This window comes from Opitutus sp., from assembly GCA_024998815.1.
Lineage (GTDB): Bacteria > Verrucomicrobiota > Verrucomicrobiia > Opitutales > Opitutaceae > Rariglobus.
Genome location: JACEUQ010000001.1, coordinates 1,731,598 through 1,752,046, shown reverse-complemented (window position 1 = coordinate 1,752,046; position 20,449 = coordinate 1,731,598). Strand labels below are relative to the sequence as shown.

Sequence of the window (20,449 nt, the reverse complement as noted above, 5' to 3'; positions counted from 1 at the left end):
GAATGTCCATCGGCGTGGCGGCGCGTTGGTGGCCGAAAACTAAGCGGCAAACCTTTGGCTCTGGCGAAGCGCCTCGCGGCTGATTTCGATGAGTTTTACGGGCTTAATACCGAGGGCATCCAGACTATCCTTGTTGAGCGATGCGGCGTTGGGGTGGTCTTGAAACGTGGAGCGGTTAATTTCGGCCAAGGTTTCCGCAGTTTGTAAAACGAGCGCCAGGGGGTAGTCCTTCATGGCGGCGAACGGGGCGGAGGCTTTTTCCAGGCTGTCGCTGACCGAAGCCGGAAGGCCCCATTCGCGTGTGATGAAACCGGAGACCTCGAGGTGGTTGAGCCCAAAGGTCGCCTCTTCCCACTTGAGCAGGGTGCCAACGTTACGCCACGCGAGTTTATCGACGTCGGTGTAATGCTGCGCCGACCACTGATTGAGGATCAGGATGCCCAGCGGGCGCATGAGTCCCGAGAGGTAGGCGAGATTGGCGTCCAGCTTGGCTTCGGTGGCGATGAGCTGGCAGGCGAAGGCGTTGAAGCGGACGCTTTTATTGAACTGCTCGCCGGTAATCCCGTAGGCGCGCAGGTGGACCGGGGAACGGCCCTGCATGGTCGCGGTCGCGATGAGGCGCGCGATCTCGCGCAGCCCCACGCGCTGGAGTGCCTCCTCAATGGTGTTACAGCTGCGCGTGGTTTTGAAATAGAAGGCGGTGTTGGCGATACGAATGATCCGGGCTGATAGCACCACGTCGAGTCGGAGAATCTGACCCACCTCCGGGATGGTGATTTGCGGGTTTCGCATAGCGATATTGAGCAAACCAAGTATTTGGCCGGAAGCGTTGAGCGAATCAGTCAGGCTCAACAAGCCCTCATACGTGGTCGTCAACAGTGGGACGTCGCCAATATGCAGGGAGTTGGAGTATATAGGCATAGTTTGAAGTGTCTGCTAGGACTGATCGGCCTATTTCGAGAAAACTTAAGCAGTATTTCGGTTTTTTTGTTACGTTTTCGTGCCGTAATAAATTGCCTTTAAAGGACTAACGATGGATTCGGTTCTACACTACACGGAGTTCTCGTCTTGGTTGAAGGGGTGATTTGCAGTCACCTGGGAGCTTTAAAAGCTCACTCGCTCGCCTTAAAATGTAGTCGTGCCACAATCGGTGTGGCCTCGGTATCAGCAGAATTTGAGCCACTTAGCTAAACTTGTTAAAATTGTGCTAAAATTGAGGGGTTCTGCGCATTTTTGCTATCGCCGTTATTACTCTACGCTAACGAAAAAGCGGTTGGTTTTACCGCGCCGTACTTGATCATTGAGATGATCGTGAGGGCGACGAGCGCGACTATATTAACCCGGTGGAGCTACTGTCACCTTTAGGCGGGTTGGGTTGAATCGACTGGGTGCGGTTTACGCGGTGCAGCTGCCAGGAGTTCCAAAGGTTATGCCAAAGGATGTAGCAGGTGGGGCCAAGCGCCACGAGTGGGCTCGCGTAGGTGAGCGCCAGATAGAGGGTGAAGCTCGTGTTCTTCTGGCCGAGCGATTGGCTGGCTTCGGGGCCGTAGCTGCGCCCGCCGACCCAACGGCCGAGCACGAAGTTGGTAGCGCACACGATGAGGGAAACGGCGGCGATTTCCGCCAGCACGAGGTGCGGGGTATCCACTTGCGAGCGCAGAAAATGCGATGCGTTCGCGGTGACCAAGAACAGAACCACGATCCACGCTCCGTAGGAGACATCACGCAATCGGGCCGGCCAAGCAGCCGCTGGTGGGTGCAGGCGACGCAGAATCAGCGCCATCATGAGTGGAGCAAAAATGAGTAGGCCCACGCTGCCGGCGACTCTGCCGTAGAGCGTGGTGTCGCCGGCGCCGAGTACCGCGGGTAGGAGCAGAGGTAGGGCTAGGGCGATGCCAAGATTGGAAACCAGGAACGCCGCCGTGACATAGGTGACGTCACGGCGCATAAAGCTAATAATCACCGGAGCGGCAGCAGCAGTAGGAGCGATACCGGCGAAAAAACCCGCCAGCGCCACGTCGCGTCCGCCTAGAATCCACCCGAGGCCGAGGCCGACGAAGGCCATGAGGAAGTTAATCGCCAAAAGGTAAACGTGGCTGCGGTGCAGGCTCAGGTGCGTCCAGGTGGTGCCCAGAAAAACCAGAAACAGCATGCCCATGATGAGCCAGCGGATCGCGTCAGCGGCGGCGTGGGCCTGGGGAATGAGCGCGCCAAGAAGGAAGGCGACGAGAATGGCGGCGGTGCGGGCGAAGCCGGTGGACATGATGGGCAATCAAGCAACCGGAGCCCCGCGCCGGTTGCAAGGGAGGCGTGTTTGCTCCTTGGGCGCTATACGCCAATTCGGGATCAAGATGGGCTTAATCAATCGGGTTCGTGGGGAACGGATAGCCGTGGGCAAACACCTTGAGCTCACGCTCAAGGCCACGAGAAGTGTGTTCGCGAAGCGTGTGGCCTTGAGCGTGAGCTCAGGGATGCCTTAAACCGCCAATTGAAAGCTGATTGCGCCAATTCGGGATCAAGATGGGCTTAATCAATCGGGTTCGTGGGGAACGGATAGCCGTGGGCAAACACCTTGAGCTCACGCTCAAGGCCACGAGAAGTGTGTTCGCGAAGCGTGTGGCCTTGAGCGTGAGCTCAGGGATGCCTTAAACCGCCAATTGAACGCTGATTGCGCCAATTCGGGATCAAGATGGGCTTAATCAATCGGGTTCGTGGGGAACGGATAGCCGTGGGCAAACACCTTGAGCTCACGCTCAAGGCCACGAGAAGTGTGTTCGCGAAGCGTGTGGCCTTGAGCGTGAGCTCAGGGATGCCTTAAACCGCGAATTGAAAGCTGATTGCGCTAATTCGGGATCAAGGTGGGCTTAATCAATCGGGTTCGTGGGGAACGGATAGCCGTGGGCAAACACCTTGAGCTCACGCTCAAGGCCACGAGAAGTGTGTTCGCGAAGCGTGTGGCCTTGAGCGTGAGCTCAGGGATGCCTTAAACCGCCAATTGAACGCTGATTGCGCCAATTCGGGATCAAGATGGGCTTAATCAATCGGGTTCGTGGGGAACGGATAGCCGTGGGCAAACACCTTGAGCTCACGCTCAAGGCCACGAGAAGTGTGTTCGCGAAGCGTGTGGCCTTGAGCGTGAGCTCAAGGATGCCTTAAACCGCCAATTGAAAGCTGATTAGTGTTATCTCCGCAGGTCGAACAGGCTGGCGTGGGTGTTGTTGGCCGGAACCGCATCGATGACTCCCTCCGTCTGTTCCAGTTGGGTTCGCAGCTCGATGGGCGCAGCGGCCGTACTCGCATCGACGGGCAAAACCACCGCAGTGCTGAGGCCTGGGGCGATTGCCGGTATCGCATAAGTGGCGACGCGACCATTGAGGTTAACCGTCAGCACCTGTGCAGCCGAGGCGCGGGCGCTGCGGTTTTGCACGATCACTTCAAGCGCGCCGGTTTCGGGGTTGTAGTGGTGGCTGCTGATCGCGGTGTCGGTGCGCGTGCGGTCGTCGCGAGCCAATGCCCAGCCTAGGTTGAGCGTGCCGTGGCCGTAGTTGGGGTCGTCGCCAGCCGCGCCGCCGTCGTTGGCGTGGGTTTGCAGGATCTCAACGGCTTGGGGGGCGGTGAGACCTGGGGTTTGCGAAAGGATCACGGCGATCGCTCCGGCGATGACCGGAGCGCTGGCCGAGGTGCCGCTAAAAAGCGTGCGCTGCGGGTTGAGGCCGCCTGTCAGGATGCCGACGCCGGGGGCCGTGAGGTGCAGTTGCGGGCCGGAGTTGGAAAACGCAGCCTGCCGGCCGGTGGCGTCGGTCGCACCGACCGAGACAACGCGCGGATCTGCGGCGGGCCAGGCCAGGCGGTTGATGCCGTCGTTGCCGGCCGCCGCCACGATCACGACTCCGTGGGTGGTGGCGTAGGTGATGGCACGGTTAATGAGCTCCGTGGTGACCCGGCCGCCAAGGCTGAGGTTGACCAGTTGCGCGCCTGCATCGACGGCGGCGACGATGCCCTGACTCACGGTGAACACGTCGCTTTTATCCTCGGTATCGATCACGCGAATGCTGAGCACGCTGGCGGCCGGGGCGACTCCGGGGCGATCGGGGGCGGAACCGGCGGCGAGGGCGGCTACGGCGGTGCCGTGCTGGCCGGCCTCGCCGGTGCCCGCGTAGCCCAGGCCGATGTCGAGATAGCGCAGGCGGGCACCGAGGGTCGGATCGGGGGCGGCGCCGCCGTCGAGTACGGCGATGGTCACACCCCGGCCCCACGTGCGGGTGTCGGTGCCGGCGGCTACGCCGAGGGTGGAGAGCAGTTGGTCGCCGACGGCGACGGGGCGGCTGGCGGTGCGCTCGGCGGAGGGCGGCGTCGGGGGGATCTCGATGAAAGGGTTGGCGCTGACTCCGCCGAAGTCGGCGGCGCGGGCAACCAGCTCGGCGGCGAAGGTATCGTAGGCGCGGATGCGCACGCGAAGGGCGCGGAGCGGATCAATGCGTCCGGTGATGATGACGCCGGCCGACGCTGCGCGGGTGAGGAAACGGTGGAAGCCGTCGGGGTCTTTAAAGAGAAGGAGCGCCTCGTGGGCACGCACGCCGGGGCGGGTGAGCAGGGCGGTGAGTTTACCGGAAAGGGCGGCGGTGCTGGTGGTAGAAACCAGATCGTCCTCGGCTGGAAGCAGCGGAGTGGTCGCGGTGCTCGGCGGGGTGGGCGGGTCCGGTGTCGAATTGTTCGTGGCGGCAGGTGGGTCGGGTGCGGTGGGCGGTCGGTGGGTGAGCAGGAAGAGGCCGGCGAGCAGCAGGAGCCCTCCGACGATGGCGCTGCGGGTGTAGCTGCGGGAGCGACTCACAGGGTCCAGTCCACCGGTGGGCGGCCGTGGGCGACGAGCAGGCGGTTGGCCTCGGCGAAGTGGTCGTTGGCGGCGAATTTATCGGCAGGCGGCAGGCGGTTTTGCGCCAAGGGCGAGGGGTGCTGGTCGGCTAAAATCATGTGGCGCGACGTGTCGATGTGGGGGCGGGCGGCGGCTTCGGCTTTGCCGCCCCAAAGCATAAAGACGACGAATGGTGACTCGGCTTGCACCAGGCGCAGGACCGCCTGGGTGAAGGCCTGCCAGCCGAGTTTGGCGTGGCTCATAGGTTCGCCTGAACGCACCGAGAGGATGAGGTTGAGCAACAGCACGCCTTGGTGCGCCCACGGTTCGAGGTGGCCGGAGGCGGGCGCGGTCCAGCCGGGGAAACTGCGCGCGAGGGACTGGTAGATGGCTTTGAGCGAGGCGGGCGTACGCACCGTGGGTGGCACGGAAAAGGACAGCCCGTGGGCGTTGCCGGGCGTGGGGTAGGGGTCCTGGCCGAGGATAACAATTTTGACGTCGGCGGGTCGCACCAGTTCGAGGGCGCGAAAGAGGTTTTCGCGGGCGGGGAAAACTTCGCCCTGGGCGTAGGCCGCATCGACGGCGGCGGTGAGTTCGGCGAATTGCTCGCGAGTGTAGCCGTGGTGGAAAATATTGTCCCAAGCGGGCGGAATCGTGAGGGTTGTGGCGGACATGTTCGGTGAGAATGGGACGTTAACGAATGGAAGGTAACTGCGATTATATCGGATCAAACCAAGGCCGTTTGGCCGCAAAAGAACGCAAGGAGCGCAAAGACCAAGACCTGTTTTTCTATGCGATCTCTGCGTTCTTTCGCGGCTAAACGGTTCGAGGGTATGGTTGATGGGGAGAGGGGCTTCGACCGCGCGAGGGCACTGTTACTACGGCACCACGGTCACTGGCAGGCCGACCCAGGCGAGATTGAGCAGGCAGCGCGCATCCCAGTTGGCTAAACGGAAACAGCCGTGCGACTCGGTGCGGCCGACTTGCTCCGGCGTGGGCGTGCCGTGCAGGCCATAGCCGCTGCGGTCCAGCCCGATCCAGGCCACGCCGACCGGGTTATTGGGGCCGGGCGGGAGCACCAGTTTGCGGCCCAGTTCCTGCGCTTCGGCCGATTCGGGAAAGGTCGCTGGGTTAAACGTGTAATCGGGGGCGGCAATCACGATGGTAACGTGCAGTTCGCCGACCGGGCGTTTTTCCACATCGCGGGCAATGCTCACCGGGAAGTGGGCGAGCAGTTTTCCCGAGGCATCCCGGGCCTGCAATACGCGTTCGGCCAGCCGGATTTCGAGCCGCGCGGCTTGGGTTAAAATCGGGTCGCGCGTCACGTCCGGCACGGTCAGGGGCGTGGCGGCGGTGAGCGTGGCCCAGTCCACGGCGGGGTTCAGTGTTTGGATAAAACGCGGGCTGGCGTGGGTGCGTTCGGCCAAAAGTTCGAGCGCGGTTTCGTGGGCGAGGGCCGATTGTTGGGATTTGCCCAGCCAAGTTTTCGCGAGGGGCTGGAGGCTGGCGAGGTCGCTCTCGGCAAGTGCGAGCTGGGTGAGCGGCGGACGATCCAGTTGAAGCGCGGCGCGGGATTCGTCGTTGAGTTGACCGGTCTCGGCGAGGCCAACGGATTGCTGGAACGCACGCAGGGCGCTGGCGGATTGATCGCCAGGGACGCCGTCGATGGAGCCACTGGAAAAGCCCAAGCGGGCCAGGGCGATTTGGGCTTCGAGCCAGGTATCGATCGGGCGCGGGTAGGTGCGCGCGGGCGGAGGCGTGAACTCGACGAGCGGGCGGTCGGCCGTGGTGGGTGCGAGCTCGCTGGAGAGAAAGGGAGTGTCGAGGAAGGGCGAGTTCTCCGTGCTCGTTTCAGGGCGCTGCGGCGAGGGTGCGGCCTGTGTGGCGTGGCCGGGCAGGGTTGCGGCGAGGACAAAGAGGCCGACGGCGAAGAGGCTAACGTGGCGGCTGAGGGTCGCGAGTGGTTGCACGGTGGGGAGTGCGGGGAGTTTTCCGCGCAGCCGCGCCGGCGTCGAGGCGGTTTGTGGACGCGTTGCGCGGTACGGATTCGTTTTCGATCTCCGACGTAGCGTGGTGCTTCAGCCCGCTTTGGGAAATTATGGGGCACGCCACCCCGACAAACCAGCGGGCTGAAGCACCGCTCTACCGGACGGCCAGTTCAGGCACCGACCGGCGCGCATGGTAATGCCCATGGATCGGCCGCACCCGGTTCGGGTCGGCCAGCGCCGCCTCGATATCGGCGCGTTCTTCAAGCACGGCCCAGAGCGGTTGCGCCACCGTCGGAATCAGGGAAAAAGCGTCGCGGGCGCGGCCGTAACGGCGGCCCGTACCAAAACCTGATTTTACGCGTGTACGAACGGCCACTGTTGCGCTCGTTTTCCAGACTGCGGGGTTCAGGGCGCCGAGCGGTGCCGGGGTTAATCACGGAAGCGCGGATTTTTCAGGCGGTGAGGAGGCAAGGGGAAATGCCCGGTGGTCATAGTTCGAGGCGCTCGCGGAACTCCTGGGCCTGCCGACGGGAAAACTCCACTTCGACGCCGTTGCGCAACGTGGCTTTGAGGCCGCCGCTAAACCAGGGCTCCACTTTTTCGATACACGTGCGGTTGATCAGCTGGCCGCGATTGGCCCGGACAAACAAGGAGGCGGGCAACCTCGTTTCCATCAAGGCCAAGGACCGGCGCAGCAGCGGACGTTCGCCTCGCAGATGAACCCGCGTGTGGTTGCCCTCCGCCTCGAGCAAAGTGATTTCCCTCACGGGCACGAACCAGCAGCGGTCGCCTTCGCGGACGAACACCCGGTCGTCCTCTTTAAAAGGCGTCTCGGGGTCGTGGGTGGGCGTTTTTTCGGAGGAGGGTTCGTCGCCGGCTCGTTCGTGGTTTCGCTCGACGCGGGCCAGTGCCTCGGCGAGGCGTTCGGGCTCAACCGGCTTGAGCAAGTAGTCGAGGGCGTTGACCTGAAACGCGCGCACCGCGAAGGCATCGTAAGCGGTCACAAAAATGACCTGCGGGTGCGGTGCGGGGAGCGCGGCGAGCAGGTCGAAGCCGTTGCGGACGGGCATCTCGATGTCGAGGAATATTAGGTCAGGCCGGAGCGCGGGCAGCAGGTGCAACGCCTCGGTGACGTTGGCCGCTTCGCCCACGATCTCGATCTCGGGGTGAACCTTCAGGAGGTGTTTGAGTTCCTTGCGGGCCAGATGTTCATCGTCGATCAACACGGTTTTCATGGGGAAGAGAGCGGTGCGGCCAGTAAAGGTGCCAAGGGCAGCGGCAGGCGAACCCGGGCCTGCACCCGGCCGGGCGAGGGGGCGAGCAACTCCAGCGAGGCGGTCGGGCCGAACAGCAGGAGCAGGCGGGCGCGGGCGTTGGCCAGACCCACTCCGGACGCAGTCGGCGCGGCTTCGAGAGAGCCCGGATTGGTCACGTCGAGATGCAGTCGCCCTTCGGAGACTTGGGCGGAGATTTCGATCTCACCGCCGACCTCGATTCGGTTGATGCCATGCTTGATCGCGTTTTCCACCAGACTTTGGAGCGCAAACGGCGGCACCGGCCACTCGCGGGCGGAGGCGGAGGCGTCGATCTTCCAGCGCAGGCGCTCCTCGTGACGCAGCTTCTCGATCTCGAGATAGCCCTCGACCATGCTGAGCTCACGTGACAACGGCACCAGCGGTTCCTGATCCGTGGCGAGCGAGGCGCGCAGCAAGTTGGCTAGCCGGCTGACGGTGGCGCGTGCACGCTCGTCCTCGGGCGGCATGAGGGCGCGCAGGGAGTTGAGACTGTTGAAGAGAAAGTGCGGGTTGATCTGGGCCTTGAGTGCGCGAAGTTGGGCCTCTCGCGCCTGGACCTCGCTGCGGACCCGGTCGAGCTTGTCCTGCTGTTGCTGGCGGTAAGTGCGCACTAGAAAGTAACTGCTGCACCACAGCAGGAGCAAAACGAAGACCCTGAGCAGGCTATCCAAATAGCTTTCAACGTCCCAAATGACCGAGTCTGGCGGGATACTGGCATCGGTCGCGGCCAGCATCTGGCCAACCGTCATTACATCGAAGGTTAACGACGCCGCGATCCCGAGCACCCAGGGAAAAACAGCCAGCGCAAGCCCCGGGACTGGGCGCGGTCGTTGCAACAGATATAAAAGCACCACCCGCAACAGGTGCGAGCCGACCGCGCACAGCGCAAAAAAAGCCAGATTAAACGCCAGGGCCTGCGGGGAGAGTTTCTCGGAGGAAAGCGTATAAGGCGCTATGGCCAGCGGGAAAATCCCGCCCCAGCCCAAGGTCTGAAACAGCCAGTAGTTGCGCGTCCCGAGCCAGCGCCTGTACACGCTATGCGTGACGGGGGATGACGGTAAATGAATCATTACGGGCATTAGAGAATGGCAGATAAGTTAAAATAACCGACGTGGCGCGCGAGTCTGATGTTTTGGACGACGCAACCCACCCCTGCGAAGAGAGGGTTGCGGCCGGTCGAGGGGCAATTGGGCGGAGATGAGCGACGGCGAACGTTTAAGCTCAGAGATGAACGTGCTTGGCGCGGAGTGCAGGTAATTCATCCACGACGTCTATTTCCATTCCTACGACGCCAGACCGAAAAACCGGCCATTGCCCAAGCGACCATCATGGCTGAGGTCGCAGGTTCAGGAATCGCAGTCAAGTTTGTATAGCCTAAATCTTTAAGCATGGCCATTTCTAATATACTATAATCCTGCGGCTGTGAAAATCCTGAACCTGCATTCATCAAACTACCGCCTATAAATGTATAATCATCCAAATGCGCCAAGCTACTTCCATCCTCGAAAGGATTTGGCGAATAAATCGGGACTAACCCACCGTAAACTGCGACCGCGTTAGCTCCCGAGAAAAACGTACCGTTTGTCCCTGCTACGAAGTTAAAATTCTCGTCGAAGGAGTTTCCACCAATGACAACCGCATTTCGATCATCTTCATTAAGTTCAATTAACGGAACACCCTCTTTATTGGTCAGAAAAGCAATCCATCGACTATAGTTGCCTGATGTCAGACTGTAGCCGGCTCCGAAACCCAAGGTGTGTGTAAGCTCGTGCATCGCTAAGGATACAAAATCATAATCCGCTGCTCCTACGGTGTTGCCGAGACTCCCTGGGCTAGCAAAGTTCCAGTAAATATGGCCATCCGCCGCGGCACCATTAGCATCGATACCACCCAGTATCTTCTGTTGCACGACTGTATTATAAAATCCAGGAGAGGCTGAAACCAAAGCACTGTATGCAGATGCCAAAGTACCAGGCTCGTTTTCTTCACCAATATCAAAAGTCAGGTTGGCCGTATAACCCGAAAAATACGAACCTAACCGGTTGGCGGCTATATTGAGCTGTGCCTGCCGGGATGCCCCGTAAGTGCTATCCAAAAAGCCGCTGCCAGGCAGGTAGTTAAAGTCGAAAGTAATCCCTGCATAAACACTGGGGATGATTAAGATCGTTAAGGTTGTGATTAGTGAATTGCGGATGCGTTTTAATGGTTTCATATTTTAATAAGATTATTACCTCGGATTCTGTGATTTATAATAGGATCGTCGCCTTAATCGTGGGGTTGTTAGTTGATAGTTTGCTGAAGTTGGTTCCTCGACTTTTCCAGTGGTTTAAGAGGTAGAAACCAAACCTTCGGCAGGTATCACAGAGGGCACGGAGCCCAGCCCACAGAGTATAGACTTGGGAGGTCTCAACGACTTCGTTTAATCAAAAACCGCCGAACTGATTGGGCTCGACCTAGTTTTTTAACTCATTCATGGATGCTGTTTTTGGTGTCAATTTTGAGCGGCTTGACTCCGTGTCCTCCGTGGCCGTGCTCCGGATTGCCTCTGTGATACCACTCCGGTTGCCTAATGCTTGGCTACCCCTTAAACAACCCACTGGAACTGTCTAACAACCTTGAAGTTAGAGCGGGGCAGCCAAGCGCGTTTGAAACACGAGTATCTATGAAATGTTCTCGCGGAGAAAAAATCACGCGATCTGGCTCCGTATCAGAACCCGACGTTGATGATGGGGAAAACCTTCGGGAGCGGGGCAAACCGGTCCCATTCACGGGAGTTGACCTGATTCCAGAGTCCGATTTGCACGCCTTTGAGGGTTTCGGCATAGTTAACCAGGCCGATTTGGACGCCGTGGACGTTTCTGGCGGTGTTCACGAGACCGAGCTGCAGGCCGGAGAAATCGGCCGTGGAAATGTCGTTCGCATTCACGAAGCCGCCTTGAAGGCCTGTGACCTTGGCTTTGTTGACGTTGATCCAGCCGCTCTGCCAGCCCGTCACTTCACCTTGGGTATAGTTCACCAAGGCTGACTGAACGCCCTTGGTGGTCCCGCCGACGTGGTTGTAGAGCGTATAGAAACCGGCGAAGCCGACGAAATCACCGGTGGTCGAGTGGGCCAGACCGAGGTCCAGGCCGGACACGTTACGGTTCTCACCGTAAAGCTGCAGGCGTATGCCGGCGACGTCTTGGTCGGCGGGCACGATCTGGGGCTCGGGTGCCCAGAGCGAGGCCTGGAAAAAGGCCTCCGCATGAGCGGTGGCCGCGAAGCTGCCGGCGACGGCAAGCAGAGACAGTGACTTCGTGATGATATTTTTTGTTTTCATGAGGGAAGTTTATTTTGCCGAACGCTCGACTAGGCAGAGAGGCCACTCCGTTGTCCGCCGTTGCGGCGGCGGCGGCCGACGGCGACACCGAGGGCGGCGGCAGCGGCGAGCGCGGTATAGGTGGACGGCTCAGGGATAACGGACACGGCTCCATTGAGGTCCTGGAAGATGACCCCGGCCGGGAAACCCTGGTTGCTGTTGGCCAGGGTCATGATCGTGAGGTCGCGGTTTTCATCGTAGTAAAGCGTGGAAGTATAACCGGCCCACTCTCCGGTATGATCGAGCACGAGTTTGCCGTCAACTTGTGTGCCGTAGATGCCGAATCCATACCCGGAGACGGGGTCAAAATTAAACGTCTGTGCGAGCGCCTCCGGTCCCAGCAACTTGCCACGGGCCAGCGCATCTAAGAAAAGGGCCCCCTCGACTGCCGTGCCCGCGACCGGGCCGTCACCAAAGGCCGGACCGTAGAGCGTCGTGGGCAATCCTTCAGTGTTGTTGAAGTAGTTGATTGGGGCGCTGGCGTCGAACTGGGAGTCAACTGACTGGGCAAAGTCCCCGCGCGGTTGCGGAGTCACGAAGGCGCGGGTGAGACCGAGGGGGGTGGCGATCTCGTCTTGGTAGACTTGGGTGAACGTTTTACCCGAGGCCCGCTCGATCACTTCGCCGAGCAAGATGTAGTTCGTGTTGGAATAAGCGTGCTGCACTCCGGGGGTGCCGGTGGGGGCTTCGATGAAGTTAATCAAGTCGGCCCGAGTCACCGGATTGTTCACCTGCTGGAGTCGAGCGATCGCAGCTGCGGCGTTGTTGCTGCGATAAATATCCGGATAACTGCTGGTCTGCTGGAGCAGTTGGCGGACGGTGACCGAGCTCGCTCCCGGCACATCGGCGGGCAGATAAAGACCAATCTTATCGTCGAGGCCCAGCTTGCCTTGCTCCGCCAGGCGCGAGGTCATCGCCGCCGTCACCATCTTGCTGGCACTGGCATAGACGAATAACGTATCCGCCGTGACTGGGACGGCGGACCCCGGGGCGATCACGCCGGACTGGCCCTGCCAAAGCACTTCGCCATTGCGGACGATTGCGGCGGAGGCACCGGTAGCGGATGTTTTGGCCCGGGACGCGTCCAAGACGGTTTGCAGCGTGCCCGGATCAAGCTGGGCGAAGGCGGGCCAGGCACTGAGCAACAGTGCGCCGACCAAGGCGGCCAGGCGGCGTTTGGCGGGAACGGCCGGTAAGGCGGGTAAACGAGCGGGGCTTAAAATACGCAGGTAGCGTGCTTTTAGGCGGGCGAGCAGGGAAACGAATCCCGCGAAAAGGACGACGGAGGGCGGACGATCAATACGAAGTGCGTTCATGATAGGATGTCGGATGACAGCCCGAGGATAGCGCTTCGCGGCGAACTTGGATCGAAGTCGGTGAATTGCGGGCAAAAAGCCGATGCGAACGGCGGGACCTCGCTGTGGGCGGTAAATCTAGGCAGCAGACCTTAATTACCACGCAGTCGCCGGCCACGTCTCATGCATGGGGTTACCGACTATTGAAGTGTCCATGAAAGATTAAATTTCACGATGTGGTGCGGGGTTAACCGAGGACTATTGGAAAGGGTAAGCCGTTTCTGATCGTAAGCCCCAAACACCCACTCGCCTAGACCGGGCTGGCAGCCTGCGCTACCAAGCACCGCTCTACCGGACGGCCAGTTCAGGCACCGACCGGCGCGCATGGTAATGCCCATGGATCGGCCGCACCCGGTTCGGGTCGGCCAGCGCCGCCTCGATATCGGCGCGTTCCTCAAGCACGGCCCAGAGCGGTTGCGCCACCGTCGGAATTAGAAAAAAGGCGTCGCGGGCGCGGCGGTTCCAGCGGTCGCTTAGGCGGGTGAAGTCGTCGGGTTGCACCGCGCCCCGGCACTGGCTCGCCCCGCACAGGCAGGGGAAGGGCGCCAGAGGGTTAAGCGTGCCGTAGTCGTCGGTGAGCTCCTCGCCGGCGGCGATGTCGCGCACGGCCAGCTCGAAATCGTAGCCCAGGCTCAGGCAGTTGGCGGCGCAGGAGTGGTTGAAAAACCTCCCGTGGTCCCAGCACAGGATGTGGCGGCCGCGGGCGTCGATGTAGGAGTACTTCTCCAGGGCGGACTGGGCGGGGGCCGGCAAGGCGGCCACCTGCGCCGCGGTGAACTTCTGGTCAAGGGGGTCGAGCGCCCAGACAATCGTTCCCTTGGGCAGCGCGCGGGTGGCGAAAACGCCCCAGCCGATGTGATCGTTGACGAAGCGCAGCTCGGTGTCGGGATGAACCATACAAATACGGGGACGTGTGGGTGGTAGTGGTGGCTTAGTGTAGCAGGTAGGGAGCCAACCCAGCGGGTGGGCGGCCGGGGTTTATAACAAAGTTTGTAATCGGGCGGCATGGGGCGGATAACCCACGGAAATGGCCCGTAGCGTTGTCCTTCATCCCACCTTGCGCTGCACGCGCTGCCAGCAGATCCCGCGCTGGTGCGTGTGCGAGGGGCTGCGAGGGGTGGATTGTCCGGTGGCGGTCGATGTGCTCATGCACACGCGCGAGTTTTACCGGCCGAGCAGCACCGGGCACCTGATCCAGCGCGTTGTCGCTGGGGCGCGTACCCACGTTTACCGCCACGATGCCGTGCCGCCGCTCTCGCAGGTCGTCCGCCCGGGCAAACAGCTCTGGGTGCTGCATCCCTTGGGCGAGCCGATGCCCTCCGACGTTGCCCCGGACCAGTTGCAGGTGATGCTGCTCGACGGCAGCTGGGGCGAGGCGGCCGACATGAAAAAGGACGTCGAGGGCTGGGGCCGGCGGGTGAGCCTGCCGATGACCGGTAAAAGCCGTTACTGGCTGCGCACGCAGCAAGGCGAACGGCAGTTTTCCACCGCCGAGGCGCTGCTGTTCGTGCTGGCAGCGCTGGGGCTGCACGCGGAGCACGCGGCGCTGAGCCTGCAGCTGGAGTTGCACGTGTACGCCGGGTTATGCACGCGCGGCCAGACGGTGATGGCGGCGGACTTTTTGGCGACCTCCCCGCTGCGCATGCAGTTGCCCGAAGTGATCGCGCGCATGCACCCGCAAACCCGGCCGGAGAAGCAGGCGTTCGCGGCGCTCATGGTAGACCGGCTGGCCAACGCCCGCGTGCATCAGGGCGGGTGAATGGGCGAGGTGCAGATTGTGAGGGGAATTCGCGCGCTGCGGCGTTGCGAAATCGGCGGGTTCTCGTCCCTTGATCATATGACCACCGCCACTCTCCCCATCCTTTATGTAAAACCCGGCTGCCCTTGGTGCACGGAGGTGGTCGAATTTTTGACCAGCCACGGCATCGCCTATCGGGAGCGCAACGTCATCACCGACATCACCGCTCGCGCCGACATGGTCAAAAAATCCGGCCAGCCCAAGGTGCCCACGCTGGACTGGCACGGGAAGATTCTGGCCGATTTCGGCGTGGCCGAGCTGGTCCCCTTCCTCCACGCCCAGGGGGTGGAGTTGGAGGAGAGCTGATTAACCCAAGACGACGATCCTCGGAGTTTTTAACCGCTAATGGGCGCTAATAGACGCTAATACGGAGCTGCGTAACTCAGCCGGAATAGCGAACATTGGAGAGTTTCCCAAAGGCCTTAAAAAGTAGCGCAGACTTCCAGTCTGCCTCGGGAGGGTAACCCAAGCAGACTGGAAGTCTGCGCTACTTGTCCGCGGCGTCCTCAGAGCAGCTTGCCTGGCTCGTAGGTCGAAGCGCCTTTGATCTTTTTGGCCAGCGGGGCGGTGGTTTTGACAAACGTGTCCACCTGCTGCGGGGCCGCGCCGACGAAGCGTTTGGCGTCGGCCAAAATCGCGCGCAGTGCCTTCTCGGTGAGCCCGAGGCGGGCATCGGCGGCGAGTAAGCGCACCAAGTCACTTTGGCCTTCGCCGGTGCGGATCGCTTTGGCGGCGGCGAGCGCGTTTTCCTTGATCGCCAAGTGGGCGGTCTCGCGGCCTACGCCGGCTTTGACCGCTTCCATCAAAATCGTGGTGGTGGCGAGGAAGGGCAGCTGGCGCTGGTTTTCGGCGCCGATAGCGGCCTCGAACACGTCCATCTGGTTGAGCACGGCGAGGAGGGTTTCCAGCAGGCCGTCGATGGCATAAAATGCATCGGGCAACGCCACGCGGCGCACCACCGAACAGGACACATCGCCCTCGTTCCACTGGTGGCCGGCCAAGGCACCGGTCATGGTCACGTAGCCGGAGAGAATCGTCGAAAAGCCACAAATGCGCTCGCAGTTGCGCGCGTTGACCTTGTGCGGCATCGCCGAGGAGCCGACCTGGCCCTTTTGGAAGCCCTCGGTGAGCAGACCCTGGCCGGCCATCAAGCGCAGGGTGGTGGCAAAACTCGCGGCGGAGGCGCCGAGCTGGTGGAGGGCGGCGACGACTTCGAAGTCGAGCGAGCGCGGGTAAACCTGGCCGACGGCGAACAGCGACACCTTAAAGCCGAGGTGCTTGAGGATGCTGGCTTCCAGCGAGGCGACCTTCTTGGGGTCGTTAAACAGGGTGAGTTGGTCGAGCTGGGTGCCGACCGCGCCCTTGAGCCCGCGCACCGGGTAACGCGTGGTGATTTCGTCGAGACCGGTGTAGGCGGCGAGCAACTCCTGGCCGGACATGGCGAAACGTTTGCCCAAGGTGGTGGGCTGGGCGGGCACGTTGTGGGTGCGGCCGGTGAGCATGAGCGTGCGGTACTGCTTGGCGCGCTGGGCGAGCTTGAGCAGCGCGGCGGCGGTTTTCATACGCACCACTTCGAGGGAGCGGGCGATTTGGAGCTGCTCGACGTTTTCGGTGAGGTCGCGGGAGGTCAGGCCGAGGTGGATCGATTCGCGGCCGGCGAGGGCGTTGAACGCCTCGATACGGGCCTTCACGTCGTGGAGGGTAATGCGTTCGCGGGCGTCGATGTCGGCTAGGTCGATCTTGGTTTTGACCTTTTCGTAGTCGGCGATGGCGGCGGCGGGGATGGGCAGGCCGAGGTCGCGCTGGGCCTTCATGACGGCGATCCAGTAGTCGCGCTCGATGGTGATACGGCCGGTAGGCGACCAGATGTCTTTAATGAGCGGCGAGGCGTAGCGTTCGGCGAGGACGTTGGGAATGGACATGTGGCGCAAACTCCAAACGCCAAAACGCCAAACGCCAAAGAAAATCAGCCGTCGTCGCCACCGTAACCGAACCAAGGCACCCCGCCTCAAGCCTTGGCTGGGGAAGGCCAACCCTCCGATCCTGTAGCAGCGCTGGCCGTCCCAGGCCAATTCAGCGATGTCCCGAAGTAGGGGGCGGCCTCGAATGGCACTTAGTTAGGCCCGATCGTCCCAACGGGGCTCTCTACCACAGCCTAGGGCAACGCCCTAGGAATCATGGGCGTAAAGTGCACAAGCCCTGAAGGGGCGATCTAACCCTTGCGGACGATAACACCCCTTTACTAAGCGCCATTAGGGTGGCCCCCCCCCCCCGGTTTGCGGGCCACCTCGCTCCTGCTCCTGCTCTAGGGTCTTCACCCTGGTCACTCCCTGGGTTGAATCCGACTCTCTCTCTAGTGTGATTCCTTCATTGCGCCTAAGGTAATGGCCTAGTGCTTGTTGAGTAGATGCTTCGATAGCGGGACTTCGTTTTATCGACTAGAGTGGAGTCATGGAAGTGGCCCACCTACAAACCCTCCAATCGTTGACGACGAGAACCCACGCCGCACGGGCCGCGGCCACCCTTTAAATTTCCATCAACCCAGTCTGATACGGGCTTTATTCTCCGTATCCGTGACGACGACGGACGTCGTTCATAACTCCAAGGAAAGATACTACCATGTCAGTCGTACTTAACACCAATCAGTCTGCCACCACTGCCTCCAATAATTTGGCCAACTCCAGCAACCGGCTTCAAAAGAGCCTGAATCGGCTGTCCAGCGGCTCGCGCATCGTTAACCCCGCCGATGATGCCGGTGGTTTGGCGGTATCGATGAAGCTCGGCGCCACGGCTAAACGCCAGGGCGCGGTAAATAGTAACATCGGTAACGCGGTCTCGTTGCTCCAAACTCAGGACGGTGCGCTTAAGGTAGCGGGTAAGATTCTCGATCGTATCAGCGAACTGCGCACGCTCAACGACGACGTCACCAAGAGCACCGGCGACAAGGCCAACTACAACACCGAGTTCGTTGCGTTGAAGAGCCAGTTAACGGCCATCACCTCGGAGAGCTTCAACGGGGTTTCGATGTTCGGCTCCAGCACTTCAACGGTCTATGCGACCGAGGATGCCTCCACCAGTAGCCAAATCGTCCTTGGCGCTCGCGATCTCAGCAGTAGCAGCGCGGGTGTCGGCGCGGTCACGGCCGCCACCTCCCTGAGCGGAATCAGTGCGATCGCCACCGTGACCTCGGCGATTGAAAACGTGGCGACCATGCGCGCCACCAACGGCGCCGAACAAAGCCGATTGGGCTTTGCCTCGGAACTGTTGACCACCAACAAGGCGAACCTCGAAGCCGCCACCAGTCGAATCATCGACGTGGACGTGGCCTGGGAATCCACGCAGTTGGCCATGTGGAATACGTTGGTCTCGGCAGGCACCTCGATGCTTTCGCAGGCCAATCAAAGTTCTCAGACCGCGCTGCGATTGCTCCAATAAACCGCTCCCTCCAGCCAGCACGCCAGCCGAGTAGGCCGTAACATTTAAAGAGCCCGCTCGGAAGTAGCGCGGTGCTTTAGCCCGCAATCGGCGATTGCAGGCTGTAATCAGTTGCAAACATGCGGGCTATAGAAACGCGCTGCCTCGGAGCTAATCCGATTCTTAAATATTGCTGAAAAACATGTTGCAATCGAAGGGATGAAAACGGGCCAGGCCGGAATGGCACTTAGTTAGGCAAGACCGCCCCAACGGGGCTCTCTACCACAGCCTAGGGCAACGCCCTAGGACTGGAGTTTGGCCTCTGACTAGTCGAACGCAGATCAGCCGAATCCTTGAGCTCACGCTCAAGGCCACACTCTTCGCGAACACACTCCTTGTGGCCTTGAGCGTGAGCTCAAGGATTCGGCGCACCGCAGCCAGAAAAAACACCTCGTGCTCACGCACGAAGCCACACCGAGCCAAAGCCACCCAGGCAAAGGCACACTCCAGGCCGCACCCGCCCGAACGTGGCCTTGAGCGTGAGCTCAAGGTCTGGAGTTTGGCCGTTTAACTCGTGCCAAGAACCACACAGGTGCGGCGCATCATGTATGGCGATCTGAGCTGATCACTCCGGAGAGTTTCGCAGACTTCGCAACAGCCACCCGCACGTCAACGAACGCATCGAAACCCATGCCGTTGCTACCTGCGGTACGCTTCTACCTTAGCTGGGGGGACGGATCTCAACTCGTTTTGGGGCCAAACTCCAGGCCTAGGGCAACGCCCTAGGAATCATGGGGTAAAGTGCACAAGCCCTGAAGGGGCGATCTAACCAGGACTGACGATAACACCCCTTAACTAAGTGCCATTCGGGCCAGGCCGTTACAGGGCTACATGAAATTGGGCAAACGTGGAAATCTGCCCGTCTATGTATCCATGTAACGGCCTGAGCCGGTTTCGCCCCCCCCCTCGGCCCTAAGGATTTGGACATAACTTCGCCCGTATTTCCGTCTTTCCGTGTGTAACCTGTTGGCTGTTCCGGGCGTCACTGCTCGTATGTCGACCTCATTCATGGTGCGCGGGATTATTGTATTTGGGTTTTTGTTTTTAGCCGGCCTAACCTCCGCCGCGCCACCGCCCGGGCCTTGCGGTATTTTTGCCCTCGGGGATACCCGCTATGTGGCGGGTGAAATCGGGAAATTCGACTACGATTTCGTGGCTGGTTACACCTTGCGTGTCCCTTGGACCGACCTCGAAACCTGGGACTCCGGGACTCAGTCCCCGGTTTATAATTTCACCCGTATCGACAACACACTCGAAGAACTGCGCACCCGCGGAAAGCGCATGACGTTGGAAATTTTCATCTCCCAAGTCCCCTCTCATGTGCTCACGAAAGCGGGCACCGTGACTTGGAATAATCCCCATCCGACCTTTGGCGGAACCCAAGTGGTGCCTTGGGATACAAACGCGCTCACAGCCTACGCGGCATTTATGCAGGCCCTTTCCAGCCATGTGGTTGCGGGTACATCCTGGCGCATCGCCGATCACCCCGTGCTGCAATCGGTGGATGCTTCAATCGTTGGCCTGCAAGGCTTGCGTGAGGTCTCTGGCGTGTTGGTCAAACACCCAGCTTACACCCGCGACGGATTCATCGAAGCCGTGGTGCAATCGGTGCGCCTCAGCCGAGAGGCATTTCCCGGTAAATACGGATTCCTCGCCCTCTTCTTGATGGAGGACAACGTATCCAGCCCGTCGTTAGACGATACCATCCTCGCCCGCCTGCTGTCGGAGTTTAATCAACCGGGTAAACCTACGCTTGGATTTTTTCAGGAAACGCTTTCCGACACCGGGCCTAGTCCTGCCGGGGTTGGCGCGTTACTCGCCACCGCTTCAACGCAAACGTACACGCTTCTGCAAGCCTTGCGCCCTTGGGAGCTCAACGCGCGAGACAATGGAGTGCGGCCGCCAGAAATCGCCAGCGCCACGCCGTTGGCCGGTTTGGAGCGCGCTTGGACCCAGTTCAGTGCGCCTTACGTAGAACTTTATGGCGCAGACATTATAAATACCGCCAATCATGAGGGCCTACGCCGTTGGAGCCGTTTCCTGCGCTCGGTGGATGATGCCCGGCAAATGCGTTCTACGCTCACGTTGCAGAATTCCGGCACTGGCGGCGCCCTCCGGCTGACTTGGCCTGCTGAGCCACTCCTGACACAGCGCCTTTGGGGGACTACCGATTTAGTTACGTGGACTCAGGAGGACCCAGGCGAACCGATCGACGGAGACGTCACCTTGCCGGCAATCAGTGCCGGTAAGCGAAAGTTTTACCGCGTGGAATCGCTTATGCCGACGCGCTAGCCGCCCCCCTGAAGGTGCGAGACGGTGTTGGCCGCGT

At 60.7% G+C, this 20,449-nt stretch carries 17 protein-coding genes; 4 read left to right on the top strand and 13 right to left on the bottom strand.

The window, feature by feature from the left end:
• Positions 1-39: 39 nt before the first annotated feature.
• From H2170_07815 to H2170_07760, 12 genes are all read right to left on the bottom strand, one after another.
• The gene (locus H2170_07815; protein MCS6299998.1) at positions 40-921 is read right to left on the bottom strand and encodes an HDOD domain-containing protein; all 882 of its coding nucleotides are present in this window, start codon (positions 919-921) and stop codon (positions 40-42) included.
• A gap of 409 nt (positions 922-1,330) precedes the next feature.
• Positions 1,331-2,263 (bottom strand): hypothetical protein, encoded by a 933-nt coding sequence (locus H2170_07810; protein ID MCS6299997.1) that lies wholly within the window; start codon positions 2,261-2,263, stop codon positions 1,331-1,333.
• Between the two features lie 918 nt (positions 2,264-3,181).
• A complete protein-coding gene (locus H2170_07805) occupies positions 3,182-4,831 on the bottom strand; it encodes a S8 family serine peptidase (protein MCS6299996.1) in 1,650 nt (549 codons plus the stop codon).
• Positions 4,828-5,526 (bottom strand): uracil-DNA glycosylase, encoded by a 699-nt coding sequence (locus H2170_07800; protein MCS6299995.1) that lies wholly within the window; start codon positions 5,524-5,526, stop codon positions 4,828-4,830. Before H2170_07800 ends, H2170_07805 begins: the two co-directional genes overlap by 4 nt.
• A gap of 204 nt (positions 5,527-5,730) precedes the next feature.
• The gene (locus H2170_07795) at positions 5,731-6,750 is read right to left on the bottom strand and encodes a murein L,D-transpeptidase (protein MCS6299994.1); all 1,020 of its coding nucleotides are present in this window, start codon (positions 6,748-6,750) and stop codon (positions 5,731-5,733) included.
• Between the two features lie 244 nt (positions 6,751-6,994).
• Complete coding sequence (locus H2170_07790) at positions 6,995-7,216, bottom strand: hypothetical protein (protein MCS6299993.1); 222 nt, start codon at positions 7,214-7,216, stop codon at positions 6,995-6,997.
• A gap of 112 nt (positions 7,217-7,328) precedes the next feature.
• Positions 7,329-8,075: a response regulator transcription factor gene (locus H2170_07785; protein ID MCS6299992.1), complete on the bottom strand. Its 747-nt coding sequence runs from the start codon at positions 8,073-8,075 to the stop codon at positions 7,329-7,331.
• Positions 8,072-9,205, bottom strand: coding sequence for a histidine kinase (locus H2170_07780; GenBank protein ID MCS6299991.1), 1,134 nt, complete (start codon positions 9,203-9,205; stop codon positions 8,072-8,074). The genes H2170_07785 and H2170_07780 overlap by 4 nt, the downstream gene beginning before the upstream one ends.
• Positions 9,206-9,393: 188 nt before the next feature.
• Positions 9,394-10,347 carry a ribonuclease E gene (locus H2170_07775; GenBank protein MCS6299990.1) on the bottom strand — a complete coding sequence of 318 codons (954 nt, stop codon included), beginning with the start codon at positions 10,345-10,347 and terminating at the stop codon, positions 9,394-9,396.
• Between the two features lie 495 nt (positions 10,348-10,842).
• Entirely contained in the window at positions 10,843-11,454 is a 612-nt protein-coding gene (locus tag H2170_07770) for a hypothetical protein (GenBank protein MCS6299989.1), read from the bottom strand.
• Between the two features lie 29 nt (positions 11,455-11,483).
• Positions 11,484-12,809 (bottom strand): beta-lactamase family protein, encoded by a 1,326-nt coding sequence (locus H2170_07765; GenBank protein MCS6299988.1) that lies wholly within the window; start codon positions 12,807-12,809, stop codon positions 11,484-11,486.
• Between the two features lie 327 nt (positions 12,810-13,136).
• Positions 13,137-13,745: an SET domain-containing protein gene (locus tag H2170_07760; protein MCS6299987.1), complete on the bottom strand. Its 609-nt coding sequence runs from the start codon at positions 13,743-13,745 to the stop codon at positions 13,137-13,139.
• Positions 13,746-13,875: 130 nt separating this feature from the next.
• On the opposite strand from H2170_07760, the gene H2170_07755 reads away from it, so the two are divergent.
• Both H2170_07755 and H2170_07750 read left to right on the top strand, forming a co-directional pair.
• The gene (locus H2170_07755) at positions 13,876-14,607 is read left to right on the top strand and encodes a DTW domain-containing protein (GenBank protein MCS6299986.1); all 732 of its coding nucleotides are present in this window, start codon (positions 13,876-13,878) and stop codon (positions 14,605-14,607) included.
• Between the two features lie 78 nt (positions 14,608-14,685).
• A complete protein-coding gene (locus H2170_07750) occupies positions 14,686-14,952 on the top strand; it encodes a glutathione S-transferase N-terminal domain-containing protein (protein MCS6299985.1) in 267 nt (88 codons plus the stop codon).
• A gap of 200 nt (positions 14,953-15,152) precedes the next feature.
• On the opposite strand, the gene H2170_07745 is transcribed toward H2170_07750, so the two are convergent.
• Entirely contained in the window at positions 15,153-16,568 is a 1,416-nt protein-coding gene (locus tag H2170_07745; GenBank protein MCS6299984.1) for an adenylosuccinate lyase, read from the bottom strand.
• Positions 16,569-17,265: 697 nt separating this feature from the next.
• Here H2170_07745 and H2170_07740 point away from each other — a divergent pair.
• Both H2170_07740 and H2170_07735 read left to right on the top strand, forming a co-directional pair.
• Entirely contained in the window at positions 17,266-18,081 is an 816-nt protein-coding gene (locus tag H2170_07740) for a flagellin (GenBank protein MCS6299983.1), read from the top strand.
• A 1,032-nt stretch (positions 18,082-19,113) separates the two neighbouring features.
• Positions 19,114-20,412, top strand: coding sequence for a hypothetical protein (locus H2170_07735; protein MCS6299982.1), 1,299 nt, complete (start codon positions 19,114-19,116; stop codon positions 20,410-20,412).
• Positions 20,413-20,449: the final 37 nt, after the last annotated feature.